We start from the raw sequence: 24,067 nt of genomic DNA, 5'->3' as shown, positions 1-24,067 counted from the left end.
CCGGGCATCGGCCGCCCGGGGGGTTCGGCCGCTGGGGCTCAGCCGCGCGGGCTGAGCTCCGCCATCGCGTTCCAACCGGTGCCGGGGACCTCCACGTTGACGATCTCCGGCGTCCGGCTGATGAAGTCGGGCATCCAGGCCATCGCGGTCTTGAAGTGCTCCGACTCGACGTGCCGGGCGCCCGCCTCGCCGTCCCGGAACGCCTCCAGCAGCACGTACTGGTGCGGGTCGTCGACGCTCCGGGACCACTCGAAGAAGACGTTGCCCTCCTCGGCCCGGGTCGAGGAGGTGAACTCCCCGACCCGCTCGATCCAACTCGCGCTGTGCTCGGGCCGGACGGTGAACTTCACGGCGATGAAGATCACGACTGCTGCTCCTCTGCGGTGGGTTCGCACACGCGGGCGTGTGCCTTCACCTGCAACGATCTCAGACCCTACGGCTGTGGTGCGTCACCGGTGCCCGAACCGCCGGTACTTGGTGCCGTGTCATCAGTGCTGTGTCATTGGTGTCGCGTCACCGATGCCGCGTCACCGGTGCTACGTCACCAATGCCGTGTCACCGGTGCCGCAGATACGCCGCCGCAGTCTCTCGCAGCCGCTCGTGCAGGCCGTCGTACGCCCGGGCCCGGCCCAGGACGGACTTCGGCAGCTTGGCGACCATCGTGTAGTTGGTGTCGCAGACGTTCGCCGCCGGGGCCAGGCCCGCCTGGCTGACCAGCTGGTACGCGTCCAACTGGTCCAGGCCGAGCAGGTCGGAGGCCCAGCCGACCAGGTCGTGCTGGCTGATCCGGAACGCGTCCTCCAGTGGGCGGGCCGAGCCGGCGCTGATCAGGAAGTCGTCGTTCTCCAGCCGGGGCCAGGCGGGGCCGCCGCCCTTCACCAGGTCGATCACCACGGTGGTGCGCATCGCCGCCTCCACCGCCGTCCCGCACACCTCGCCCTCGCCCTGCCGGGCGTGTCCGTCGCCGATCGCCAGCAGCCCGCCGTCCACGTTGACGCCGAAGTACGCGGTGGTGCCGGCCCGCATCTCCGGGGTGTCCAGGTTGCCGCCGTGCGCGCCCGGCGTGATCGAGGCCAGCACCTCGCCGGCCGCCGGGGCCACGCCGACCGTGCCGTGCATCGGGTCCAGCGGCAGCGCGACGGTGAAGTCGCTGTTGCGGGCCCGGAAGTGGCACAGGCCCGCCGCCACGTCCAGGTCGTACACCCAGACCCGCTCCTCCAGCGCCGGGTGCAGCATCGCGGTCTGGTGCGTCGCGGTCAGCGCCCCGAAGTGCGGGAAGGTGCTGGAGAACCCGCGGTCCCGGGCCGGGGTGATCTCCACGAAGTGCACCGCCAGCACGTCCCCCGGCTCGGCGCCCGCCACCGCGATCGGCCCGGTCACCGGGTTGAGGTACGGGAAGACGCACACCCGGCTGGGCAGGTCGTCCACGCCGCGCACCTTGCCGCCGAAGCAGTCCTCGGTGGTCAGCTCCACGACGCTGCCCGGCCGGACGGTGGTCAGCGGCGGCCGCCCGCCGAAGGTGTAGGCCCAGTCCTCCGGGCCGGGGGAGAGGCGGACGATCTCGGGCAGGCTCACGGGGTCTCCTCGGTGGCGGGGTCGCTGGGGGTGCCGGTGCCGGTGCCGGGCTCGGCGGGTTCGGCGGCGGGACCGGCGACGGACAGCTTCGGCGTGCGGCCGGTCGCGATCAGCCCGGTCAGCACCAGGGCGCCGACCAGCAGCCAGACGAAGCCGAGCCGCTGCGCCGCGATGTTCGCGTTGACCACCACGTACGCCAGGATCGCGAAGCCGATCACCGGCGCGACCAGGTGCCGCCAGTAGTCCCGGCTGCGGTTGCGGACCAGGTAGTGCACGACCACGGCGACGTGCAGCACCAGGAAGGTGGTCAGCGCGCCGAAGTTGACCAGCGAGCTGAGCAGGGTGATGCCGTCGTCCCGGGAGGTCATCCACAGGCCCAGCCCCAGCGAGACGCCGGCGGTCAGCAGCGTCGCGTTCACCGGCACCCGGCGGGTCGGGTGGACCTTCGCCAGGAAGGACGGCAGCTGGCGGTCGCGGGCCATCGCGAACAGCAGCCGGCTGGTCGCCGCCTGCGCCACCAGCGAGTTGGCGAAGCCCCAGGCCACGGCCGTCGCGGCGGCGGTCAGGGTGGCCAGCCAGCCGCCCGCCGCGGTGCGCGCCGCGTCGTAGAACGCGGTGCCGTCCGGGTCGCCGTTCGCCACCAGCGAGTCCGGATCGGTGACCAGCAGCGACGCCACCCAGGTCTGCACGATGAACAGGGTGCCCGCCAGCAGCAGCGCGGCCACCATCGACCTGCCGATCGCCTTCGCCGAGTCCCGGTTCTCCTCCGAGAGGGTGGAGATGCCGTCGAAGCCGAGGAAGCTCAGCACCGCGATCGACACCGCGCCGAACACCAGGCTCCACGAGAAGGTGTGCCCGTTGTACAGCGGCGTGAAGTCGAAGCCCCGGCCCTTGCCGCCCGCCAGCGCGACGACGCCGACCACCACGAACAGCGCCAGCACCACCAGTTCGCCGATCAGCACCGCCTTGTTGACCCTGGCGGTGGTCTCGATGCCCAGGTAGTTGACCGCGGTGTTCAGCAGCACGAAGCCGACCACCCACAGCCACACCGGCACCGAGGACACCAACGAGTTCATCGCCACCCCGGCGATCAGGTACAGCAGGCCCGGCACCAGCACGTAGTCCAGCAGGATCATCCACCCGGACAGGAAGCCGACCGGTGCGGCGATGCCCCGGCCCGCGTAGGTGTACACCGACCCGGCCATCGGGAACGCCCGCGACATCTGGGCGTACGACAGCGCGGTGAACATCATCGCCACCATGCCCAGCACGTACGCCAGCGCCACCATGCCGCCGGAGCCCTGGAAGACGCTGCCGAAGATGCCGAACGGCGCGATCGGCACCATGAACACCAGCCCGTAGACGAGCAGGTCGGCGAAGGTCAGTGAGCGGCGCAGCTCCTGTTGGTAGCCGTAGCTCTCGATGCCCTGCGGCGCGGGTGTGTCGGCCATGGGTGCTCCCTCTCCGTGACGTGACGGGCCAGCGGGTGTGGGGGAGACTGTAGGGGTAAGTATTTCCATATGGAAGGGTTTTCTCGGCGTGCGGAGCCGGTCACCAGTCGTGACGGGGGTTCGGCGCGCGACGAACTCAAGGCAGGACAGGCCCAGGGCGGGACGGGTTCAGGGCAGGGCAGGTTCAGGGCGGGGCGGATTCAGGGTCGGGGCAGGACGGCGAAGCCCAGGCCCTCGGCCCGGGCCAGGTGCACCGTGCGCCGCCCGGCGTGCAGCAGCGGGGCGGCCGCCCGGGCCAGCCCTCCGGGGTCCAGCGCGCGGCGGGCCGCCAGCGTCGCCAGCAGGTGCAGGCCGTCGTACAGGCCCACCGCGTACGCGTCCAGCACCGGTGCCCACGGGCCGCACAGCGCCCGGTGGCGTTCGGCCAGCGACTGGCGGGGCTCCTCGGCCAGGGTCGCGAACGAGGGCATCGCGGCGTACAGCGTGCCGGTGCCGTCGCCGCCCAGCGCCAGCAGGCCGTTCTCCTCCAGCGAGCCGGACAGCCGCACCAGCCCGCGGTCCAGTCCGCTGCGGCGCAGCGCCCGGTTGAACAGGACGAGGTCGCGCCCGATCAGGCTGAGCAGCAGGCCGTCCGCGCGGGCCGCGCGCAGCTCGTCCAGCAGCGGTTCGACCGTCCGCTCGACGCCGCCGAAGGCGATCCGGCGCTCCAGCACCACCCGGGCCCCGGCGCCCGCCGCCAGCCGGGCCGCGGCCCGGTGTACGCTGCGCGGCCAGATGTAGTCGTTGCCGATCAGCGCCCACCGCCGCAGGCCGTGACGCTCCGTCAACGTGCTGATTGCGCCACCCAGTTGGGCGGCCGGGGCGATGCCGGTGCACAGCACGCCGGGCCGCCGGGACCCGCCCTCGTGCGGCGGGGTGAACACGTACGCGATCCGCTCGGCGGCCACCTGCTCCACCGCCCGGTGCACGTCGCTGGTGTGGCAGCCGGCCAGCGCGTCCAGCGCCCCCGCCGCGAGCAGCCGGCGCACCTCGGCGGCCACCGGCTGCGGCGAGCCGCCGCCGTCCACCAGCACCAGTTCCAGCGGGCGGCCGAGCACCCCGCCGCGGGCGTTCACCTCGTGCGCGGCCAGCAGTGCGCCGTCCAGCGCGGACGGCCCGGTCAGCCCGAGCGTCCCGGACTGCGGCACGACGAGGCCCACCCGGAACGCGCCGTCCTCCCGTCCGAGGTGCAGCGCGTCGAGCGGATCGACCAGCCTGGCGTCCAGCATCACCCGTTCCTCACGCGTTCCCCGACGGTGCGAGTATGGTCGTCCCGCCGGGCCCCGGGAAACCCCCTCCGGGTCACGGCGAGGGATCGGAACGGGAGGCCGGATGTCCGCGAACAGCACCGCGCGGGACGCCGACGTGCGGGGCACCGACGTGCGGGGCACCGACGTACGGGACGCCGACGTACGGGACGCCGACGCGCACGTGGGCGCCGTCGGAGCGGAAGCGGCCCCGGCGCCGCTGCTGGTCGAACTCGTCGCGCTCGCCCACCGCCGCCTCACCACCGGACTGGCCGCCGCCCTCGCCGAGGAGGACTGCACCGTCGACCAGTGGCGGGTGCTGCGCGCCCTCGCCGACGGGCGGGGCCACGCGATGGGCGAACTCGCCCAGGCGCTGCTGATCCCGCAGGCCAGCCTCAGTCGCCTGGTGGACGGCCTCGCCGACACCGGACTGGTCTACCGCCGCCAGGGCGACCGGGACCGCCGCCGGATCACCGCCCACCTCTCCCGGCAGGGCCGCACCCGGCTCACCCGCCTCGACGCGCTCGCCGCCGCCCACGACGCCGCCGTCCGCACCGCCTGCGCCCTCCCGGACCCGGCCGGCCCGCTGGCCCGCCTCGCCGCGCTCTGACGCCCCGTCCGCTCCTGCCCCATCGGGCAGGCCCGGCGCCGCTCAACTCGGGCGGCGCCGCCCGTTGTGACCGGGGCCCGTGACGCGGTTGTGACGGGCGGGGAACGCGGCTGTGGATCTTCGGGCGGTACAACTGTCGGGAAGGCTTCCGGCCCGCTCCGGCCCCCTCCGGGCCGCCCACCCGCCCCACGCCCCCACGGCCCCCACCGAGGTAGACACCGCCATGCGCACCATCACCCGCCTGACCGCCACCGCCGCCGTCGCGCTCCTCGCCGGGCTCACCCTCACCGCCTGCGACGACGACACCGCCGCCACGGGTACCGCCCCGACCAGCGCCGCCTCCGCCCCCACCGCTCCCGCTGCCTCCGGCAGCCCCGCCGCAGGCACCGCGGGCGCCACGGCTGCCACGGGCGCCACCGCGAGCAAGGGCGCGGGCACCACCGCCACCGCGGCCGGTGGCGCCAAGTGCACCACCAAGGACGTCAAGCTGACCGTGACCGGCCCCAACGACCACGCCACCGAGCAGTCCTCCGCGCTGGCCCTGCTCCGCGCCCAGAACACCTCCGGCAAGGCGTGCACCCTGACCGGCTTCCCGGGCATCCGGCTCGCCGACGACCAGGGCAAGTCCGCCCCGCTGGACGCCGTCCGCGAGGCGGGCGGCAGCGCCACCGCCGTCACGCTCCAGCCCGGCAAGTCCGCCGAGGCCCACCTGCTCTTCACCAACGTCAACTTCGAGGGCAGCGCCTCCGGCCGCCTGGTCTGCCCGGTCACCGGCTCGAAGGTCTCGGTGATCCTCCCGGACACCACCGAGCAGGTGCAGGTCCCGGTCACCGGCGGCGTCGACAACGGCACCATCAACGTCTGCGCCGACTTCATGGTCGGCCCCTTCGCAGCCGCGTCCTGACCCGCCTCCGCCCCGGCCCCGCCCCGGCCCCGAGCGATCTTCCGCCCGGGGCCGGGGTCGTTCGTCCACCACGGCCGTGAGGTGCGGGAACGGGCGCGGCGAGGAGTACGGGGACGGGTGCGGGCCGGGCGCGGGCCGGGCTCGGGCGTGGGCGAGGGGTGTCGGGGCGAGCCCCTACGATGGGCGGCATGACGACAGCCGGGCCGGGCGGCCAACTGATCGACGGCCGCTTCGAGTTGCTGGCGCGGCTCGGGGGCGGCGGGATGGGGCTGGTCTGGCGGGCCAGGGACACCCTGCTACAGCGCGAGGTGGCGCTGAAGGAGGTCCGGCCGCCCGATCCGGCGATGCTGGCCGCCGACCCGGCGGCCGCGTTCGAGCTGCGCGAGCGGGTCCTGCGGGAGGCCCAGGCGCTGGCCCGGCTCCAGCACCCCAACGTGGTGACCATCCACCACATCGTGGACAACGCCGAACTCGCCCACCCCTGGCTGGTGATGGAGCTGGTCTCCGGCGGCTCGCTGCACGACCGGATCACCCGCGGCCCGCTCGCCCCGCAGGAGGCCGCCCGGATCGGCCGGGGGCTGCTCTCCGCGCTCACCGCCGCGCACGCCGCGGGCATCCAGCACCGGGACGTCAAGCCGGGCAACGTGCTGCTGCGCACCGACGGCACGCCCGTCCTCACCGACTTCGGCATCGCCGCGCTCAGCGAGTCCACTAGCCTGACCGCCACCGGCGCGCTGATCGGCTCGCCCGAGTACATCGCCCCCGAGCGGATCCGCGGCCACGAGGGCGACCCCGCCTCCGACCTGTGGTCGCTCGGCATGACGCTGTACGTCGCCGTCGAGGGCCACCACCCGCTGCGCCGGGCCACCAGCATCGCCACCCTCGCGGCCGTCCTCGACCAGCCGCTGCCGCCGCCGGTCCGCTCCGGCCCGCTCGGGCCGACCCTGACCGCGCTGCTGGCCCGCGACCCGGCCCAGCGGCCCGACGCCGTCCGCCTCGACCGGCTGTTCGCCGCCGCCGAGCAGGGCGTCGACGGCACCCTCGGCGGCAGCCCGGCCTTCTCGCCGACCGAGACCAACTCCCCGCCCCCGTACCACCCGTACAGCCGGACCGAGACCAACGGCGCCCTCCCCGACGGCCCGACCGGCCCGACCGAGGCGGTCCGCCCGGAGCGGCCGCGACGGTGGCTCCGGGCCGTCCCGGCGGTGCTGGCCGGGGCCGTGGTGCTCGGGGTGCTGGGGTGGACGCTCGGGCCGACGCTGTTCGACGGGAAGCGGGGCGACGGTTCCGCCGCCGGGTCGACCGTGAGCACCCCCGCCACGGCCGGGGCGGCCACCGGGGCCGCACCGCCCGCCGGGTCCTCCGCCCCGCCGTCCACCGCGCCGTCCAGCGCGCCGTCCCGCGGCGGGTCCGGGTCCGGGCCCGCCGCCGGCACCGACCTGCTCACCCCGGACGGGGCCCGCGCCCTGGTCGAGTCGATCCGGACGAGCACCGGCAGCGCCACCGTCATCGACATGACGATCCGCTCCGACAACGCCCACGCCAAGGTGGTGCGCAAGGACAACCCCGCGCGCTACGACACGGTCGACTACCGCGCGGGGAAGCTCACCACCACGGCCGGTGGCGCCGTCGACAGCGTCAGCGCCAAGAAGCTCGTCGACCTCGGCCGGATCGACTGGGGGCAGCTCCCCACCGTCACGGCCACCGCCAAGAGCCGGCTCGACCTCCCGCAGCCGACCGACCGCTACCTGATCATCGACTACGGCTGGTTCGCGGACGAGATCACCATCCGCTACTACCTCTCCGACGACCAGGGCGGTGGCGGCTACCTCACGGCGGGCGCCACCGGGAAGGTGCTCAAGGTCGTCAAGTCGACCGACTGACGGGCCCGGGCCCCGCTGATCCGGTCGGCCCGGGTGACCCGGTCAGCCCGGTCGGCCCGGCGGCCGGGGGTCAGTGGATCGGGCGGGCCATCGCCACCAGCCGCGGCGAAACCCCGGTCGCCCGCTGGGAGTTGAACGGCCGGTAGCCCCAGCCCTCGTACAGCCGCTGCACCCGGCCGTCCCCCGCCAGCGGGTTGACCATCAGGGCGGCCCGCCGCTCCGGGCGGTCGGCCAGCAGCGCGTCGTGGATCCGCCGGGCGACCCCGGTGCCGCGCCAGGGGGCCCGGACGCCGATCTCCCGGACGGCGAGCACCGGGGCGTCGGTGAAGCCGTCGGGCAGCGGCTCGGCCATCCGCCGCCAGTAGCCGTCGCCGGGCCCGACCGTGTTCCCGTAGGCGTACCCGACCGGCGTGCTGTCGTCGCTCTCGTAGCCGAGGACGAGGGCGAAGCCCGGCGCGGCGAGGTGCAGGTCGAGGCGCTCGGCGAACGCCTCGACCCGGTAGTTCGGTTCGTGCAGCAGCGGCGCCCGCACGTCCGCGTACACCTCCAACAGTTCCCGCCGGACCCGCGGGGCGAGGGCGGTGCAGCGGCGCAGCTCGACGGGCACGCGGGCCTCCGGTTCCTCGGCGGGGCGGGTCACGGTGGGCGAACCGTACCACCGGGGCGGCCGGGCGCCGCGAGGGGAAAACGCGTCGACAGCCCTCCCGGCGTCCGGCAGAGTGGACGTCCGTGACGAGCAGCGAACTGTGGAGCCGGGAGACCGCCGAGCGCTACGACGCCGGGGAGGCCGAGTCGTCCTCGGCCGCCGCCCTCGAACCGACCCTCGCCTTCCTCGCCGAACTCGCCGGGGACGGCCGGGCCCTGGAGTTCGCCATCGGGACCGGACGGGTGGGCGTCCCGCTCCGGGAGCGCGGCGTGCCGGTGGCGGGCATCGAACTGTCCGCGCACATGGCGGCCGTGCTGCGGCGCAAGGTCGACGAGGACACCCTCCCGGTGGCCGTCGGGGACATGGCCACCACCGTCGTCCCCGGCGGGTTCACCCTGGTCTACCTGGTCTACAACACCATCTCGAACCTGCTCACCCAGGACGAGCAGGTCGAGTGCTTCCGCAACGCCGCCCGCCACCTGGAGCCCGGCGGCCGGTTCGTCATCGAGCTGGGCGTGCCCCCGCTGCGGTTCCTGCCGCCCGGGCAGGTCGCGGTGCCGTTCGACGTCTCCGACCGCCACCTCGGCTTCGACACCTTCGACCTGGCCGAGCAGGTCCTGGTCTCGCACCACTTCACCCGCGACGGCGCGGACGGCTCCTACCGCCGCGTCAACTCCCGCCACCGGTACGCCTGGCCGGCCGAACTCGACCTGATGGCCCGGATCGCCGGCCTCGCGCTGGAACGCCGGGTCGCGGACTGGGACGGCACCCCGTTCACCCAGGACTCCCCGAAGCACGTCTCCGTGTGGCGCAAACCGCTCGCCTGACCGTCCGTCACACTGCCGCCGGACCGGGGTTGTCGGTGGTCGCGGTTAGGGTGGCGGGCATGAGTCTGGCAGCAGTGATGGTCACGGTGGACTGTGCGGAACCCCAGGAGCTGGCCCGGTGGTGGGCCGGCGCGTTGGGGGGCGAGATCGTCGAGGACCACGGGGAGTTCGTCATGGTCGCCGCGCAGCCCGTGGCGATGGGGTTCCAGCGGGTGGCCGAGGAGCGGCGGGGCAAGAACCGCGTGCACGTCGACTTCCGGGTCGCGACCGGTACGGGCATGGCGGGGGAGGTGGAGCGGCTGGTCGCGCTGGGGGCGAGCGTCGTCGGCGAGCACAGCGTTCCGGGCCTCACCTGGACGGTCCTCCAGGACCCGGCGGGCAACGAGTTCTGCGTTCACTGAGGGCGCGGCGGCGTGTGCGGGCCTGGGCCCGGGCTGCCGGGGACGTCCGTCCGGTTCGGGCCGGTTCAGGCCGGTCCGGCCCGGTTCAGTTCGGTGCGCCGGGCCCGGCCGGGAGCTTCGGCAGCAGGCACACCCCCAGCGCGAGCCAGCACCCCGCGAGCAGCCAGCCGCCCAGCACGTCCAGCGGCCAGTGCACGCCCAGGTAGACCCGGGTGAAGCCGATCACGGCGGCGAAGAGGACCGCCGCCGTGGTCGCCGCGCGGGTCGCCGACGGCCGGGCCCGGGCCACCGCCACCGCCAGCAGACCGGCGGACAGCGCGGAGGTGAAGGCGTGCCCGGACGGGAAGGAGAAGGCGGAGGCGTCGAAGGCCCAGCCCGCCGCGGGCGGTCGCGGCCGGGCGAGACCGTGCATCAGGGCCTGCCGCAGCACCTGCCCGGCCGCCAGCCAGGCCGCCGGGGCGAGCAGGACCACCGCCCGCCGACGGCTCCCGGCGGGCCGCCGGGAGCGGACCGAGACCGCGCCCGCCGCCAGCGCCAGCAGGTACGGGAAGACGTAGGTGCCCAGGGCGGTGACCGCGATCGCCAGCGCGCGGGCCGTCGGCGGGCGGTGGGTGACGCCCCAGCGCACCGCGGCCGCCTCGAAGCCGAACGCGGTCCAGCCGTGCACCGCCACCGCCGCGGTGAGCAGGGCGAACGCCCCGCCGCAGGCCGAGGCGAACAGGACGGGGCGGCGCGGGGCGGAACCGCGGGCCGGGCCGGTCATCGGGTCCCGGCCCGGGCCCGGCGGCGGGAGCGGAGCAGCTCCAGGAACACCGGGACCAGCGAGACGGCCACCACCAGGGCGACCAGCGGCAGCAGGTAGTGGTCCACGTTCGGGACGGAGGAGCCGAGGGCGTACCCGGCCAGCACCAGCCCCACCGTCCAGAGCAGGCCGCCGACGACCTGCCAGCGGGTGAAGGTGCGGACGTCGACGCCCAGCGCGCCCGCCAGCGGGTTCAGGACGGTGCGCACCACCGGGACGAAGCGGGCCAGCACCACCGCCTTGGCGTGCCCGTAGCGGGCCAGGATCTCCTCGGCCCGCACCGCCCCCTCGTGCAGGTGCTTGCTGCGGGAACGGGCCAGCAGCGCCCGGCCGCCCCGGCGCCCGAGCAGGTAGCCGGTCTGCGCCCCCGCCAGCGCGCCGACCACGGCGGCGGCCAGCACCCCGCCCAGGTTCAGGTGCGGTCCGCCCTGCGCGCCCGTGGTGCACAGCAGACCGGCGGTGAACAGCAGCGAGTCGCCCGGCAGGAAGAACCCGATCAGCAGACCGGTCTCCGCGAACATCACCACGGCGATGCCCAGCGCACCGAACGAGGCCAGCAGCGACCCCGCGTCCAGCGGATTGACGGCCAGTGCGGCCGCGGGGGAGAGCGAGGGGAGCATCGTCGCGCCTTTCCGGGAGCGCCGGGGCCGGACGGCACCGTCGGGTCCAGCATGGTCCAGACGTGCTGAACGGTTGCTGAAGACCTGAAGGGTTCTTCAGCAACGGAGGGCGCTCCCGGTTCCGGCCCCGACCCCGGCACCGGCCGCGAAGGCAGCCCCGGGCCGGGCGGGCGTCAGCGGCCGAGCACGGTGTTGCCGGTCAGGCTGCCGTCGGCGCCGTCGACCGTCACCAGGTGCCGCACGCCGTCCGGGCCGAGCACCACGGCCTGCCAGGCCCGGCCACCGCCGTCCGTGGTGACCGGGCGCAGCGACTCGGCCCGCCCGCCGGGTATCGCGGCAGTCGCCTTCGCCACGGCGTCGGCGGCGGACAGCGCGGGCAGCGACGTCGGAGTGCCGGGGCCGGGGCCGGGGCCGCGCCGGTCCGGTCGGGCGGTGCGGTCGTCGCGCTGCCCGTCGCCGGGACGCTCCTCGGAACGCCCCGCCCGCCCGTCGCGTCCGCCCCGCTCGTGCCGCTTCCCGCCGCGCGCGTTGTGCCTGCGGTGCTCGTCGTGCTCGCCGTGCTCGCCGTGCTCGCCGTCGCGGGCCGCGACCTCCCCGCCGTGGTGCCCGCGGTGCCCGTCGTGCCCGCCGATCGCGACCGCCGCCGTCCCGCCGCCGACCAGCAGCAGCGCCGCCGCCGCGATCCCGCCACCCCAGCGCGCCGCCCGGCCGCGCAGCCACCCCGGCACCGGCCGCCCCGTCGGCACCGGCCGCTCCTCCGGCACCGGCCGCTCCTCCGGCGTCGTCCGCTCCTCCGGCGCCGTCCGCCCCGCCCCCGACCGCTCCCGCTCGTCCATGCCGTCCGACTCCCGTCCCCCTCCGCGCCCGGGCACCGCGTCCGGGCGGCCCCGTGCCGAAGGGGCGGGCTGAAGGGTAGCCGAGCGCACCTGAAGACACCTTCAGCCCCCCGCCCCGCCGACCTGCCACCCTGGGAGGCATGCGGGTACTGGTGGTGGAGGACGAACGGCGGCTGGCCCTGGCGCTCAAGCACGGCCTGGAGGCGGAGGGCTTCCACGTCGACGTCGTCCACGACGGGCTGTCCGGCCTGGTCCGGGCCACCGACCACTCCTACGACGTGGTGGTCCTGGACATCATGCTGCCCGGCCTCAACGGCTACCGGGTCTGCGCCCGGCTGCGGGCGGCGGGCAGCGACGCGGGCATCCTGATGCTCACCGCCAAGGACGGCGAGTGGGACGAGGCCGAGGCGCTGGACACCGGCGCCGACGACTACCTGTCCAAGCCGTTCTCGTTCGTCGTCCTGGTCGCCCGGCTCAAGGCGCTGGCCCGCCGGATCGGCTCCCGGGCCCCGCGCCGCGCCGTGCTCGGCGACCTGGTGGTCGACTCCGCCGCCCGCACCTGCACCCGGGGCGGCACCCCGATCGCGCTGACGCCGCGCGAGTTCGCCGTCCTCGACCACCTGGCCCGGCGGGCCGGCGAGGCGGTCTCCAAGCGGGAGATCCTCGACCAGGTGTGGGACGCCGCCGCCGACAGCGACCCCAACACCGTCGAGGTGCACATCAGCGCGCTGCGCCGCAAGATCGACACCCCGTTCGGGCGCAGCGCCCTGCAGACCGTGCGCGGCGCGGGCTACCGGCTGGAGCCCGACGGTGGCTGACCGGCCGTCCCCGTTCCGGGCCCGCGCCGCCGCCGCACGCCGCCGCCTCGCCGCCGCGGTCCGCCGTCTCGTCGCCGCGGTCCGTCGCCGTGCACCCGGCCCCACCTCGCGCCTCGCCGCCGCGGTCCACCGCCTCGAACCCCGCTCGGTCCGCACCCGCACCACCATCGCGGCCTGCCTCGGCGTCGCCGCCGTCCTACTGGTGGCCTCCGCCGCGGTGGTCCTGCTGCTGCGCGCGAACCTGGTGCGCAGCGTCGAGGCCGGGGCCCGCGAACAGGCGCTCGCGGTGGCCGGGACGGCCGCCGACGGGCACCTGCCGGGGCAACTGCCGCTCGGCCACGGCACCGACTTCATCCAGGTCACCGACGCGGACGGGAAGGTCGTCGCCGCCAGCCAGAACCTGGCGGGCCATCCGGCCCTCACCACCGGGGACGAGGACCGGGACTCGTTCGACCTCGGCGTACTCGGCGACGAGCACCACCAGCGGGTCGCCACCGTCACCGCCGACACCCCGAACGGGCCGGTCACCATCCGGGTCGGCGCCTCGCTGCACACCGCCGACACCGCCGAGGACCTCACCACCGCCGGGCTCGCCGCGCTCAGCGCCCTGCTGGTCGCCACCGTCGGCGCCGTCACCTGGCGGGCCACCGGGCGGGCCCTGCGCCCCGTCGAGGCGATCCGCTCCGAGGTCGCCGGGATCGGCGACCGCGGCCTGGACCGGCGCGTCCCCGAACCCGGCAGCGACGACGAGATCGCCCGGCTCGCCCACACCATGAACGCGATGCTCGACCGCCTGGAGGCCGCGGGCGTCCGGCAGCGCCGCTTCATCGCCGACGCCTCGCACGAACTGCGCAGCCCGCTCGCCGTGCTGCGCACCCAGTTGGAGGTCGCGCACACCCACCCCGACCCGGCGGTCCGCGCCGAGATGGTCGCCGGGGCGCTCCAGGACACCGACCGCCTCCAGTCGCTCGCCGCCGACCTGCTGCTGCTGGCCCGGCTCGACGCGGCCGGGCACGACGGGCCCCGCGAGACGCTCGACCTCGCCGAGTTGGCCCGCACCGCCACGGCCGGCCGCCCCCGGGTCGCACTGCACGCCCGGGACGGCGCCCTGGTGCTCGGCAACCGCCTGTGGCTGGGCCGGCTGCTCACCAACCTGCTCGACAACGCCCAGCGCCACGCCCGCACCGGCACCACCGTCCGGGTCGCCACCGACCCCGCCGACGGCAGCGTCCTCCTGGACGTCGGCAACGACGGTCCGCCCATCGCCCCCGCCGACCGCGAGAAGGTCTTCGAACGGTTCACCCGGCTCGACGACGCCCGCAGCCGCGACGACGGCGGCACCGGCCTCGGCCTGTCCATCGCCCGCGACATCGCCGCCCTGCACGGCGGCACCCTGACCCTCGTCGACGGCCCGGGCACCACCTTCCGCACCACCCTCCCGGGCGCCGGGACCCGACCGGAGTGAGATCCGCTGCGCGAGCGGAGACGGTGACGGGGACGAGGAGCGGGCCGGCCCGGCTGGTCAGGCGGGCGGGTTGGGGCGGGTCAGGCCCAGGTCGTAGGCGAAGATCACGGCCTGGACCCGGTCGCGGGCGCCGATCTTGGCGAGGACCCGGCCGACGTGGGTCTTGACCGTGGACTCGGACAGCACCAGGCGTTCGGCGATCTCGCCGTTGCTCCAGCCCCGGCCCACGGCGAGCAGGATCTCCCGCTCGCGGCCGGTCAGGGCGGCCAGCCGGGGGTCGCCGTCGGCCGGGCCGGGGCGCCGGACGGGCAGGTGGTGGGCGTAGGCGTCGAGCAGGCGGCGGGTGACGGCGGGGGCCACCACGGCGTCGCCGCCGGCCACCGCGCGGACGCCCGCGAGGAGTTCCTCGGGGTGGGCGTCCTTGAGCAGGAAGCCGCTGGCCCCGGCGCGCAGCGCGGCGTGCGCGTACTCGTCGAGGTCGAAGGTGGTCAGCACCAGGACCCGGGAGCGGCCGCCGGAAGCGACGATCAGCCGGGTCGCCTCGATGCCGTCCATGCCGGGCATCCGGATGTCCATCAGCACCACGTCGGGGCGCAGTTCGGCGGTCAGCCGGACCGCCTCCGCGCCGTGCCCGGCCTCCCCGGCGACCGAGGTGTCGCCCTGGCTCTCCAGCAGCATCCGGAAGCCGAAGCGCTGCAGGGGCTGGTCGTCCACGATCAGGACGGTGGTCACGCCGGGTCTCCGATCCGGTCGAGGACGGACGGGAGAGGGGCCGGAAGGGGGGCCGGAAGGGGGGACGGGACGGCAGCGGGGACGGCGGACGGGACGGCGGCGGGGGCGGCGGACGGGAGGGCGGCGACGGGCGGGACGGGCGTGACGTCCAGGTCGGCGAGCACCGACCAGCCCCCGCCCGGGGCCGGGCCCGCCGTGACGGCGCCACCGTACAGCGCGGCCCGCTCCCGCATGCCGGTGACGCCCTGTCCCTCGCCGGTCGGCGCGCCGGGTGCGGGGGCGCCGACCGGCGGGCCGTCGTCGTCGATCCGGACCCGGAGCCGGGTGCCGGACAGCGCGACGGAGACCCGGGCGCGGGAGTGCGGGCCGGCGTGCTTGAGGGTGTTGGTCAGGGCCTCCTGGACGATCCGGTAGACCGCCAGCTGCACCCCGCGGTCCAGCGTTTCGAGGGCGCCCTCGGTGCGGTGCACCACCGCGGGCCCGGCGGCCCGGATCCGGCCGCACAGCTCGGCCAGGTCGGCGATGCCGGGCTGCGGGGCCAGCGCGGGGCCGTCGCCGTGCTCGCGCAGCACGCCCAGCATCCGGCGCAGCTCGCCGAGCGCCTGCCGGCCCGCGTCGCCGATCAGCTCCAGCGCCTCCTGCCCGCGCGCGGGCGAGGAGCGGGCCGCGTACGCGCCGCCGTCCGCGAGCGTGATGATCACCGACAGGTTGTGGCCGATGATGTCGTGCATCTCCCGGGCCACCCGGGCGCGTTCGGACGCCGCGGCCAGCCGGCTGCGCTGGTCGCGCTCCACCTCCAGCCGGGCCGCCCGCTCGCGCAGCACGGCCAGCTGGCCGCGGCGCACCCGCACCGCGATGCCGAGCGCGACGGCGGCGGTCACCGCGGCGGTCAGGAAGAACAGGACGTCCCACACCGAGACCGCCGAGGCCACCCGGACCGCCACCAGCCCGATCCCGAGCGCGCCGGCCGCGCAGGCCCACGCCAGGTCGCGCAGCCGCCCGTGCAGGGCCAGCGCGTACAGCGCCAGCAGCAGCGCCGCGTCCGCCCGCAGCGCCGCGCCGAGCGACCACTGCAGCAGGAACACGGCCGTCACCGCGGCGAACGCCGCCGCTGGCCGGCGGCGCCGCCACAGCAGCGGCAGCAGCAGCGCGGCCTGGAAGCCCAGCACGGCGGCCAGCGGCAGGTGGGTGAAGGCGAGGCGGTGCCCGCGCGGGCCGTCCCCGTCGCCGTCGTGCACCAGGTCGGGCACGCAGAACGCCAGGAAGGAGACGGCCACCACGGCCGCGTCCGGCAGCCACGGGTACCGGACGGCCGGCGCGCGCAGCCGCTGCCAGGCCCGGGCCGACAGGTCGAGCAGCGGGTGGCCCGGCAGCGGCGCGCCCTCGGCGCCCTGCGGGGGGTGGGGGAGGACCGGATCGTGCACGGGAAGCCCCAGGGGTGGTCGGACGGGGTGTGCCGCGGTGCCCGGACGGCGGGGGGCCGGCCGGGCACCGCGGGAGGTCAGTGTGTCAGGCGTCGCGCCGCAGCAGCCGCACCGCGCCGCCGGCCAGCGCCGCCGCCGTCCACAGCGCGAACACGGCGAGCCCGGCGCCGGGCGACAGCGTCGCGGCGTCGTGGTGCAGGGCGAACACCGCCTGGCCCGCGTTGCTCGGCAGGTACGGGCTGATGTGGTCGTGCCACGAGCTGGGCAGCAGCTGCACCAGGCCGGGCACCAGCATCAGCGAGGCGACCAGCACCGAGATGCCGCCCGCGATCGAGCGCAGCAGCATGCCCAGCGCGACGCCGATCACGCCCACCAGGCCCAGGTACAGGCCCGCGCCGAACAGGCCGCGCACCACGCCCGCGTCCGAGAGGGTCAGGGCGGCCCGGGTGCCGGAGAGCACGCTGCTGCCGATCAGGAAGGCCGCGAACACGCCGACGGTGGACAGCACCAGCGCGACCGCCCCGTACACCAGGGCCTTCGCCCACAGCACCGGCAGCCGGCGCGGCACCGCGGCCAGGGTGGAGCGGATCATGCCGGTCGAGTACTCGCCCGCCGCGATCAGCACGCCCAGCACGCCGAGCGCGAGCTGCGCGAAGTTGGTGCCGAACAGCGACAGGGTGAGCGCGTCGGCGTCGGCGAAGTCGCGATCCATCGGACGGCCCGAGGTCAGCCGGGACTTGAACTGGTAGGCCGCGATCAGGCCGAACGCCACCAGGAAGAACAGCCCGAGGCCCAGGGTGATCCAGGTCGAGCGCAGCGACCAGGCCTTCGCCCACTCCGAGCGCAGCACCCGGACGGCGGTGACCCGGTACGGGGGACGGGCGGGGCGCTCGGCGGCGGTCGGCGCGGCGGGGGTGGGTGCGATGGTGCTCACGCGGCGCTCCCGGCGGTCTCGGTGGTCCCGGTGGTTCCGGCACCGGGGGTGGTGGCGGTGGTGGTGCCGTGGTACTCCACGGCGTCCCGGGTCAGGTCCATGAACGCCTGCTCCAGGGAGACCGTCCGGGTGGCCAACTCGTAGAGCGCGATGCCGTGTTCGGCCGCGACGGTGCCGATCCGGCGGGCCGTCAGGCCGGTCACCTCCAGCTCCTCCGAACCGGCCCGGCCGGTGATCTCCACGCCCGGCCCGGTGAGCAGCCCGCGCAGCTTCGCCGGGTCGGCGCAGACCACGGTGACCCGGTCCCCGCCGGCCTGCCGGACCAGGTCCTGCACGGTGGTGTCGGCCAGCAGCCGGCCCCGGCCGACCACGATCAGGTGGTCGGCGACCAGGGCGACCTCGCTCATCAGGTGCGAGGAGACGAACACCGTCCGGCCCTCGGCGGCCAGGCCGGTGAGCAGGTTGCGGATCCACCGCACGCCCTCGGGGTCGAGCCCGTTGACCGGCTCGTCCAGCATCACCGTGGCCGGGTCGCCCAGCAGCGCCGCCGCGATGCCCAGCCGCTGCCCCATGCCGAGCGAGAACGCCCCGGCCCGCTTCTTCGCCACCGACTCCAGGCCGGTCAGGCCGATCACCTCCTCGACCCGGGCGCGCGGGATGCCGTGGGTGTGCGCCAGCGCCATCAGGTGGTTGAACGCGGAGCGCCCCGGGTGGATCGACTTCGCCTCCAGCAGCGCGCCCACCTCCTGCAACGGCGCGGCGTGCTCGGCGTAGCGGCGGCCGTTGACCCGCACCGACCCGCCGGTGGGCGCGTCCAGACCGACGATCATCCGCATGGTGGTGGACTTCCCGGCGCCGTTCGGGCCGAGGAACCCGGTCACGCTGCCCGGCTTCACGGTGAAGTCCAGCCGGTCGACGGCCGTCTTCTCCCCGTAACGCTTCGTCAACTGCTGCGCCTCGATCATCCGGCCGCTCCCTACCGCTCCCGGCCGGGACCGCCCCGGCCGCCTCACCGGCCACGCTAAGCCCGCCGGGGCCCGGAACGGCGGCACCCGGGGACGATCATTCGCCGCCGGGTGGTACCGCGGTACCACCCCTTTTCGCGGCGCGGCACCCGGACGCCGGACCGGCAGCGGACCGGCACCGGACGGTCGCCGGGCCCGTGCCGCCCCCGTTTCGCCGTCCCGGGCGGGGGCACACGCGACTGCTGACCGTGCGCCGACCGCCGCCCACCGCAGGAGGAGCCACCCATGCGCATCGGATACACCCTGATGACGGAGCAGCGCGGCCCGCGCGACCTGGTCGCCGACGCGGTGCGCGCCGAACGGGCCGGGTTCGACTTCGCGGTCGTCTCCGACCACTACTTCCCCTGGCTGGACGAGCAGGGGCACGCCCCCTACGCCTGGGCGGTGCTCGGCGCGGTCGCCCAGGCCACCACGACGCTGCCGCTCATGACGTACGTGACCTGCCCGACCGTCCGCTACCACCCGGCGGTGGTGGCGCAGAAGGCCGCCACCGTGCAGCTGCTCTCCGAGGGCCGCTTCCGGCTCGGGCTGGGCAGCGGGGAGAACCTCAACGAGCACGTGGTGGGCCGGGGTTGGCCGCCCGTCGCGGTGCGGCAGGAGATGCTGGCCGAAGCCGTGGAGATCATCCGGGCGCTGTTCGCCGGCGGGTACGTGACCCGGCACGGACGCCACTTCCAGGTCGACGGCGCCAAACTGTGGGACCTGCCCGAGCAGCCGCCCCCGATCGGCGTCGCCGTCTCCGGACCGGTCTCCTGCGCCACCGCCGGACGGCTCGCCGACCTGGTGATCGCCGTCCAGCCCGAGCGCGAGCTGCTCACCGCCTTCGCCGAGGCGGGCGGCGCGGGCAAGCCCTCGGTCGGCCAGGTGCCGGTCTGCTTCGACCGCGACCGGGACGCCGCCGTCGCCCGCGCGCACGCCCAGTTCCGCTGGTTCGGCGGCGGCTGGAAGGTCAACGCGGACCTGCCCGGCACCGCGGGCTTCGCCGCCGCGAGCCAGTACGTCCGCCCCGAGGACGTCGCCGCCGCCATCCCGTGCGGCGACCGGGTCGAGGACTTCCTCGCCGCCGTCCGCCCCTACGCCGAGGCCGGGTTCGACGAGCTCGCCCTGATCCAGGTCGGCGGCGACAGCCAGCCCGCGTTCACCGACTGGGCCGAGCACGAGCTGCTGCCCGCGCTGCGCGCCGCCTGACCCGGACCTGTGCCGGACCCGGCCCGCACCTGAGCCGGGGCGGGCCGGGGACGGATCCGGGACGGCGCGGTCAGGGTTCGAACAGCACCTTGATCGCGCCGTCCCGCTTCTGCTGGAACATCGCGTACGCCTCCGCCGCCTCGTCCAGCGGCAGGTGGTGGGTGGCGAAGGAGTCCACGCCCAGCGGGTCATCGTCGGTCAGCAGCGGCAGCAGCTCGTCCGTCCAGCGGCGCACGTTCGCCTGGCCCATCCGCAGCTGGATCTGCTTGTCGAACAGGGTCAGCAGCGGCAGCGGGTCGGCCGCGCCGCCGTACACCCCGGACACCGAGACCGTGCCGCCGCGCCGCACCAGCTCGATCGCCAGCTGGAGGGCCTGCAAGCGGTCCAGGCCAGCGTGCTGCATCAGCGGCCGGGCCAGCGCGTCCGGCAGCAGGCCGGTCACCCGCTGCGCCACCGTCGCCAGGGGGGAGCCGTGCGCCTCCATGCCGACCGCGTCGATCACGCTGTCCGGGCCGAGCCCGTCGGTCAGGTCGCGGACGGTCTCCGGCAGCAGCTCCGGCCGGTCGTTCAGGTCCAGCACGACCGCGCCGCGCTCCCGGGCCCGCTGGAGCCGCTCCGGGACGAGGTCGACGCCGATCACCTGCCGGACGCCCGGCCGCAGCAGCGCCATCCGCACGCACATCTCGCCGATCGGGCCGAGGCCCAGCACCAGCAGCGTGCCGCCCTCGGGCACCGCCGCGTACTCGACGGCCTGCCAGGCCGTCGGCAGCACGTCCGAGAGGAACACGAACCGGTCGTCCGGCGGCCCCTGCGGCACCTTCACCGGCAGCGTGTCGCCGAACGGCACGCGCAGCAGCTCGGCCTGACCGCCCGGCACCTGCCCGTACAGCTTGGTGTAGCCGAACAGCGCCGCGCCGCTGCCGTACTCGTGCACCTGGGTGGTCTCGCACTGCGAGTGCAGCCCGTCCGCGCACATCCGGCAGGTGCCGCAGCTCACGTTGAACGGCACCACCACCCGGTCGCCCGGGCTCAGTGAGCGCACCGCGCCGCCGACCTCGCGGACGGTGCCCATCGCCTCGTGGCCCAGGACGTCACCCGGGTCGAGGAACGGCCCGAGCACCTCGTACAGGTGCAGGTCGGAGCCGCACAGGCCGGTCGAGGTCACCTCCACCAGCACGTCCGAGGGTTCTTCCAACCGCGGGTCGGGCACCTCCGTCACCCGGACGTCCCGCCTGCCCTGCCAGGTCACCGCGCGCATCACGTGCTCCTTCTTCCGTGGGGATGGTGTGGTCAGTCCGCCTGCGGGCCGGGCTCGTTGTTCTCCCGACCGGCCCGGTCCCCGAGGGCGGTCAGCACCGGGACGAGCCGCCCGGTGCGCCGGGCGGCGTCCTCGCCCGGCAGGTCGTGCTCCGCGACCCGGCCCGGGCTCGGCAGCAGCCGGCCCGCCGCGCCCAGCAGCGCCCCGAACGTCGCCGGGGCCAGCCCCTCCAGCCGCACCGCCAGCTTCGCCGCCGGGGTCAGCACCAGCTCCGGCCGCCCCCGCTCGGCGGCCCGCACGATCCGGTGCGCCGCCCGGCCCGCGTCCATCGACAGCAGCGGCAGGCTCGCCGCCGGGCCGAACCAGGCGTACTCCAGCGGCGCCCGGCCGGAGAACCGGGCCGCCCGGTGCGAACCCGTCCGCATCAGCCCCGGCACCACCGTGGTCACCCGCACCCCGGTGCCGGCCAGCTCCACCCGCAGCCCGCGGGAGAACGCCGCCAGCGCCGCCTTCGCGGTCACGTACGGCAGCAGGTGCGGCGCCGGGACGGGCCCGCCGATCGAGGCGATGTTCACCAGCGAACCCGCGCCGCGCTCGCGCATCCCGGGCAGCACCGCGAGCACCAGCTCCACCGGCGCCGCGACCATGGTGTCCCAGGAGCGGCGGAAGTCCTCCTGCTCCAGCGCCGCCAGCGGCCCGACCTGGATCACCCCCGCGTTGTTCACCAGCAGGTCCAGCGGCCGCCCCAGCCGTTCGGCCGCCTCCGCGGCCACCGCCCGCCCCGCGCCCGGCACCGACAGGTCGCACTCCAGTGCCGCCCGCCGGGTCGTCAGCCGCGCCAACCTCCGCTCCGCGAAAGCCAGTTCGGCGCCGTCCCGGGCGCACACCGCGACCCGGCAGCCGCGCCGGGCCAGTTCCTCGGCCACCAGCAGGCCCAGCCCCCGGGACCCGCCGGTGACCAGCGCCGCCCGGTCGGCGAAATCCACCCGTGCCACGTCCGTCACCCCTTCTCCGCATCCGACTGTGCTGCGCCTGCCCGAGGTGCAGGGGAGGAAACAGGACGATAAGAGATGTACGGGGACATTCATCCGTTTCTGCCCGGGCCCGGCGGGTTAGCCGGGCCGGTAACGCCCCACGACCTCACGTTCCGGAAGGACACCCATGACTGCTGACGACACCCGCCCCGACCTCCCCGGTGCGCCGAGCGCCGCCGGACCGACGGTGGAGGAGCCGGTCGAGCCCCGCCCGCCGTTGCCGCCCAAGCCGGACCAGGCCGCGCCCGAGCCGCTGTCGGCCACCGGCCGGGCGGCCGGGGGACGGGACGTGCGGGCGCAGGACGGCGCGTACCTCACCACCGCGCAGGGCACCCGGCTGCCGGACTCCGACCACTCGCTGAAGGCCGGTCCGCGCGGGCCGGTGCTGCTGCAGGACCACCACCTGCGGGAGAAGATCACCCACTTCGACCACGAGCGCATCCCGGAGCGCGTCGTGCACGCCCGCGGCGCCGCCGCGCACGGCGTCTTCGAGGGCTACGGCACGGCGGGCGGGGTGTGCAGGGCCGCGTTCCTGGGCGAGGGCGTCCGGACGCCGGTGTTCGTCCGGTTCTCCACCGTGCTCGGCTCGCGCGGCTCGGCGGACACCGTGCGCGACACCCGCGGCTTCGCCACCAAGTTCTACACCGACGAGGGCGTCTTCGACCTGGTCGGCAACAACATCCCGGTGTTCTTCATCCAGGACGCGATCAAGTTCCCCGACGTCATCCACGCCGGCAAGCCGCACCCCGACCGGGAGATCCCGCAGGCGCAGTCCGCCCACGACACGTTCTGGGACTTCGTCTCGCTGCACACCGAGGCCACCCACCACACCCTGTGGAACATGTCCGACCGGGGCATCCCGCGCTCCTACCGGACGATGGAGGGCTTCGGCATCCACACCTTCCGCCTGGTGAACGCGCAGGGCGGCACGAGCCTGGTCAAGTGGCACTGGAAGCCCAAGCTCGGCGTCCACTCGCTCACCTGGGACGAGGCCCAGCTGATCGGCGGCACCGACCCCGACTTCCACCGCCGTGACCTCGCCGACGCCATCGAGGCCGGCGCGTTCCCGCAGTGGGAACTCGGCATCCAGGTCATGCCCGACACCCCCGAGCAGACCTTCCGGGGCATCGACCTGCTCGACCCCACGAAGATCGTGCCCGAGGAACTCGTCCCGGTGCAGCCGATCGGCCTGATGACCCTCAACGCCAACCCGACCAACTACTTCGCCGAGACCGAGCAGGTCGCCTTCCACCCCGGCCACCTGGTCCCCGGCATCGACATCACCGACGACCCGCTGCTCTCCGGCCGCCTCTTCTCCTACCTCGACACCCAGATCACCCGGCTCGGCGGCCCCAACTTCGCCCAGATCCCGATCAACCGCACCCACGCCCCCGTCAACGACATGCTCCGCGACGGCTTCCACCAGGACGCCGTGCACACCGGCACCGCCCCCTACAAGCCCAACTCGCTGGACGGCGGCTGCCCGTTCTTCGCCGGTGCCGAACAGCGCGCCTTCATCGAGCACCCGCAGCCCGTCCCGGAGGCGAAGAAGGTCCGCCAGGCCCCCGCCAGCTTCGACGACCACTTCAGCCAGGCCCGGCTCTTCTGGGTCAGCATGACGCCCGTCGAGCAGGAACACATCATCGCCGCCTACACCTTCGAACTCTCCAAGTGCACCGAACCCGCCGTCCGCGAACGCACCCTGCGGGTGCTCGCCCGCATCGACGCCCGGCTGTGCGGCGAGGTCGCCGCCGGGCTCGGCCTGCCCGCGCCCGCCCCCGACGGTGCCCTGGCGGACCCCGACCCCAGCCCCGCGCTCTCCCAGCTCGGCCGCGACTGGCCGGTCGCCGGGCGGACGGTGGGCATCCTCACCGGCCCCGACACCGACCCCGCCGCGCTCGACGCCGTCCGCGCGGCCGCGCTCGCCGCCGACCTGGTGCCGCTGGTGGTCGCCCCCACCGGCGGCGACCCGGCCCGCGTGCAGCGCAGCTACGCCACCGCCCGCTCGGTCGAGTTCGACGCCGTCCTGCTGGCCGGCGTCCCCGGCCCCGCCGCCGACGCCACCCCCGCCCGGGACGCCCGCGCCGCCGGGCCGCACGCCACCCTCGACCCGCGGCTGGTCCTGCTGCTCGGCGAGGTCTGGCGGCACGCCAAGGCGATCGGCGGCTGGGGCGACGCCCGCGACGTCCTCGCGGCGGCCGGCCTCCCGTCGGACGGGCCCGGCACCGTCCTGGGCACCGATCCGGTCCAGGTCCTGCGCGACCTCGCGGACCTGCTCGCCGGGCACCGGGTCTGGGACCGCTTTCCGCCGCCCGCGCAGAGCTGAACCGGCGTCCATCCGGACAGAT

The 24,067-nt window shown here is 75.5% G+C and carries 23 protein-coding genes; 9 read left to right on the top strand and 14 right to left on the bottom strand.

All coding sequences use genetic code 11. The features are described from left to right. Positions 1-38 precede the first annotated feature (38 nt). The 4 genes from HUT16_RS02215 to HUT16_RS02200 form a co-directional block, all read right to left on the bottom strand. Positions 39-365, bottom strand: coding sequence for a putative quinol monooxygenase (locus HUT16_RS02215; RefSeq protein ID WP_176184921.1), 327 nt, complete (start codon positions 363-365; stop codon positions 39-41). 190 nt (positions 366-555) lie between these two features. After that, positions 556-1,575 carry an acetamidase/formamidase family protein gene (locus tag HUT16_RS02210; RefSeq protein WP_176184919.1) on the bottom strand — a complete coding sequence of 340 codons (1,020 nt, stop codon included), beginning with the start codon at positions 1,573-1,575 and terminating at the stop codon, positions 556-558. After that, a complete protein-coding gene (locus tag HUT16_RS02205; RefSeq protein ID WP_176184917.1) occupies positions 1,572-3,026 on the bottom strand; it encodes an APC family permease in 1,455 nt (484 codons plus the stop codon). The genes HUT16_RS02210 and HUT16_RS02205 overlap by 4 nt, the downstream gene beginning before the upstream one ends. 200 nt (positions 3,027-3,226) lie before the next feature. Then, entirely contained in the window at positions 3,227-4,294 is a 1,068-nt protein-coding gene (locus HUT16_RS02200; protein ID WP_254897596.1) for an ABC transporter substrate-binding protein, read from the bottom strand. Between the two features lie 103 nt (positions 4,295-4,397). Between HUT16_RS02200 and HUT16_RS02195 the strand changes: the two genes are divergently transcribed. From HUT16_RS02195 to HUT16_RS02185, 3 genes are all read left to right on the top strand, one after another. Continuing rightward, positions 4,398-4,922 (top strand): MarR family winged helix-turn-helix transcriptional regulator, encoded by a 525-nt coding sequence (locus HUT16_RS02195; RefSeq protein ID WP_176184913.1) that lies wholly within the window; start codon positions 4,398-4,400, stop codon positions 4,920-4,922. A gap of 223 nt (positions 4,923-5,145) precedes the next feature. Further along, on the top strand, positions 5,146-5,826 hold the full coding sequence (locus tag HUT16_RS39085; protein WP_176184911.1) for a DUF4232 domain-containing protein: 681 nt from the start codon (positions 5,146-5,148) through the stop codon (positions 5,824-5,826). 188 nt (positions 5,827-6,014) lie between these two features. After that, a complete protein-coding gene (locus HUT16_RS02185; RefSeq protein ID WP_176184909.1) occupies positions 6,015-7,709 on the top strand; it encodes a serine/threonine-protein kinase in 1,695 nt (564 codons plus the stop codon). Positions 7,710-7,779: 70 nt separating this feature from the next. Here the strand turns inward: HUT16_RS02185 and HUT16_RS02180 are convergent, their stop codons facing one another. Next, positions 7,780-8,349, bottom strand: coding sequence for a GNAT family N-acetyltransferase (locus HUT16_RS02180; RefSeq protein ID WP_254897595.1), 570 nt, complete (start codon positions 8,347-8,349; stop codon positions 7,780-7,782). Positions 8,350-8,438: 89 nt separating this feature from the next. Between HUT16_RS02180 and HUT16_RS02175 the strand changes: the two genes are divergently transcribed. Together HUT16_RS02175 and HUT16_RS02170 are read left to right on the top strand one after the other, a co-directional pair. Next, positions 8,439-9,182 (top strand): class I SAM-dependent methyltransferase, encoded by a 744-nt coding sequence (locus HUT16_RS02175; RefSeq protein WP_176184907.1) that lies wholly within the window; start codon positions 8,439-8,441, stop codon positions 9,180-9,182. Between the two features lie 59 nt (positions 9,183-9,241). After that, complete coding sequence (locus HUT16_RS02170) at positions 9,242-9,583, top strand: VOC family protein (protein ID WP_176184905.1); 342 nt, start codon at positions 9,242-9,244, stop codon at positions 9,581-9,583. Positions 9,584-9,668: 85 nt separating this feature from the next. On the opposite strand, the gene HUT16_RS02165 is transcribed toward HUT16_RS02170, so the two are convergent. The 3 genes from HUT16_RS02165 to HUT16_RS02155 all read right to left on the bottom strand — a co-directional run bounded on the left by HUT16_RS02165 (position 9,669) and on the right by HUT16_RS02155 (position 11,841). Further along, a complete protein-coding gene (locus HUT16_RS02165) occupies positions 9,669-10,346 on the bottom strand; it encodes a phosphatase PAP2 family protein (RefSeq protein ID WP_176184903.1) in 678 nt (225 codons plus the stop codon). Further along, positions 10,343-11,005: a DedA family protein gene (locus HUT16_RS02160; protein WP_176184901.1), complete on the bottom strand. Its 663-nt coding sequence runs from the start codon at positions 11,003-11,005 to the stop codon at positions 10,343-10,345. The genes HUT16_RS02165 and HUT16_RS02160 overlap by 4 nt, the downstream gene beginning before the upstream one ends. Before the next feature lie 173 nt (positions 11,006-11,178). Beyond that, positions 11,179-11,841: a hypothetical protein gene (locus tag HUT16_RS02155; protein WP_176184899.1), complete on the bottom strand. Its 663-nt coding sequence runs from the start codon at positions 11,839-11,841 to the stop codon at positions 11,179-11,181. 140 nt (positions 11,842-11,981) lie between these two features. Here HUT16_RS02155 and HUT16_RS02150 point away from each other — a divergent pair, with 140 nt between their 5' ends. Continuing rightward, positions 11,982-12,659 (top strand): response regulator transcription factor, encoded by a 678-nt coding sequence (locus tag HUT16_RS02150; RefSeq protein WP_176184897.1) that lies wholly within the window; start codon positions 11,982-11,984, stop codon positions 12,657-12,659. Next, entirely contained in the window at positions 12,652-14,124 is a 1,473-nt protein-coding gene (locus HUT16_RS02145; RefSeq protein ID WP_254897594.1) for a HAMP domain-containing sensor histidine kinase, read from the top strand. Before HUT16_RS02150 ends, HUT16_RS02145 begins: the two co-directional genes overlap by 8 nt. 57 nt (positions 14,125-14,181) lie before the next feature. Here the strand turns inward: HUT16_RS02145 and HUT16_RS02140 are convergent, their stop codons facing one another. The 4 genes from HUT16_RS02140 to HUT16_RS02125 form a co-directional block, all read right to left on the bottom strand. After that, positions 14,182-14,856 carry a response regulator transcription factor gene (locus HUT16_RS02140; RefSeq protein ID WP_176184895.1) on the bottom strand — a complete coding sequence of 225 codons (675 nt, stop codon included), beginning with the start codon at positions 14,854-14,856 and terminating at the stop codon, positions 14,182-14,184. Beyond that, on the bottom strand, positions 14,853-16,229 hold the full coding sequence (locus HUT16_RS02135; RefSeq protein ID WP_254898221.1) for a sensor histidine kinase: 1,377 nt from the start codon (positions 16,227-16,229) through the stop codon (positions 14,853-14,855). The genes HUT16_RS02140 and HUT16_RS02135 overlap by 4 nt, the downstream gene beginning before the upstream one ends. A gap of 136 nt (positions 16,230-16,365) precedes the next feature. After that, positions 16,366-17,214 (bottom strand): ABC transporter permease, encoded by an 849-nt coding sequence (locus HUT16_RS02130; protein ID WP_176184891.1) that lies wholly within the window; start codon positions 17,212-17,214, stop codon positions 16,366-16,368. After that, the gene (locus HUT16_RS02125; protein WP_176184889.1) at positions 17,211-18,179 is read right to left on the bottom strand and encodes an ABC transporter ATP-binding protein; all 969 of its coding nucleotides are present in this window, start codon (positions 18,177-18,179) and stop codon (positions 17,211-17,213) included. Before HUT16_RS02125 ends, HUT16_RS02130 begins: the two co-directional genes overlap by 4 nt. A 285-nt stretch (positions 18,180-18,464) precedes the next feature. On the opposite strand from HUT16_RS02125, the gene HUT16_RS02120 reads away from it, so the two are divergent. Continuing rightward, complete coding sequence (locus HUT16_RS02120) at positions 18,465-19,427, top strand: LLM class F420-dependent oxidoreductase (protein WP_176184887.1); 963 nt, start codon at positions 18,465-18,467, stop codon at positions 19,425-19,427. A 70-nt stretch (positions 19,428-19,497) separates the two neighbouring features. Here HUT16_RS02120 and HUT16_RS02115 read toward each other — a convergent pair whose 3' ends face one another. Together HUT16_RS02115 and HUT16_RS02110 are read right to left on the bottom strand one after the other, a co-directional pair. Next, positions 19,498-20,685 (bottom strand): alcohol dehydrogenase catalytic domain-containing protein, encoded by a 1,188-nt coding sequence (locus tag HUT16_RS02115; protein WP_176184885.1) that lies wholly within the window; start codon positions 20,683-20,685, stop codon positions 19,498-19,500. A 32-nt stretch (positions 20,686-20,717) separates the two neighbouring features. Continuing rightward, positions 20,718-21,680, bottom strand: a complete 963-nt coding sequence (locus tag HUT16_RS02110) for an SDR family oxidoreductase (protein ID WP_254897593.1) — start codon at positions 21,678-21,680, stop codon at positions 20,718-20,720. Between the two features lie 166 nt (positions 21,681-21,846). On the opposite strand from HUT16_RS02110, the gene HUT16_RS02105 reads away from it, so the two are divergent. Then, the gene (locus HUT16_RS02105; RefSeq protein WP_176184881.1) at positions 21,847-24,045 is read left to right on the top strand and encodes a catalase; all 2,199 of its coding nucleotides are present in this window, start codon (positions 21,847-21,849) and stop codon (positions 24,043-24,045) included. Positions 24,046-24,067: the final 22 nt, after the last annotated feature.

This window comes from Kitasatospora sp. NA04385, from assembly GCF_013364235.1.
Classification (GTDB): Bacteria; Actinomycetota; Actinomycetes; order Streptomycetales; family Streptomycetaceae; genus Kitasatospora.
The sequence above is the reverse complement of the archived record's forward strand: the minus strand, read 5'-3'. Positions and strand labels throughout refer to the sequence as shown.

What these genes read in the sequence shown, in the direction of transcription:
- HUT16_RS02205 (WP_176184917.1), bottom strand. Translation starts at nt 3,026, where the DNA reads ATGGCCGACACACCCGCGCCGCAGGGCATCGAGAGCTACGGCTACCAA.
- HUT16_RS02200 (WP_254897596.1), bottom strand. Translation starts at nt 4,294, where the DNA reads ATGCTGGACGCCAGGCTGGTCGATCCGCTCGACGCGCTGCACCTCGGA.
- HUT16_RS02195 (WP_176184913.1), top strand. Translation starts at nt 4,398, where the DNA reads ATGTCCGCGAACAGCACCGCGCGGGACGCCGACGTGCGGGGCACCGAC.
- HUT16_RS39085 (WP_176184911.1), top strand. Translation starts at nt 5,146, where the DNA reads ATGCGCACCATCACCCGCCTGACCGCCACCGCCGCCGTCGCGCTCCTC.
- HUT16_RS02185 (WP_176184909.1), top strand. Translation starts at nt 6,015, where the DNA reads ATGACGACAGCCGGGCCGGGCGGCCAACTGATCGACGGCCGCTTCGAG.
- HUT16_RS02170 (WP_176184905.1), top strand. Translation starts at nt 9,242, where the DNA reads ATGAGTCTGGCAGCAGTGATGGTCACGGTGGACTGTGCGGAACCCCAG.
- HUT16_RS02165 (WP_176184903.1), bottom strand. Translation starts at nt 10,346, where the DNA reads ATGACCGGCCCGGCCCGCGGTTCCGCCCCGCGCCGCCCCGTCCTGTTC.
- HUT16_RS02160 (WP_176184901.1), bottom strand. Translation starts at nt 11,005, where the DNA reads ATGCTCCCCTCGCTCTCCCCCGCGGCCGCACTGGCCGTCAATCCGCTG.
- HUT16_RS02155 (WP_176184899.1), bottom strand. Translation starts at nt 11,841, where the DNA reads ATGGACGAGCGGGAGCGGTCGGGGGCGGGGCGGACGGCGCCGGAGGAG.
- HUT16_RS02150 (WP_176184897.1), top strand. Translation starts at nt 11,982, where the DNA reads ATGCGGGTACTGGTGGTGGAGGACGAACGGCGGCTGGCCCTGGCGCTC.
- HUT16_RS02125 (WP_176184889.1), bottom strand. Translation starts at nt 18,179, where the DNA reads ATGATCGAGGCGCAGCAGTTGACGAAGCGTTACGGGGAGAAGACGGCC.
- HUT16_RS02120 (WP_176184887.1), top strand. Translation starts at nt 18,465, where the DNA reads ATGCGCATCGGATACACCCTGATGACGGAGCAGCGCGGCCCGCGCGAC.
- HUT16_RS02115 (WP_176184885.1), bottom strand. Translation starts at nt 20,685, where the DNA reads ATGCGCGCGGTGACCTGGCAGGGCAGGCGGGACGTCCGGGTGACGGAG.
- HUT16_RS02105 (WP_176184881.1), top strand. Translation starts at nt 21,847, where the DNA reads ATGACTGCTGACGACACCCGCCCCGACCTCCCCGGTGCGCCGAGCGCC.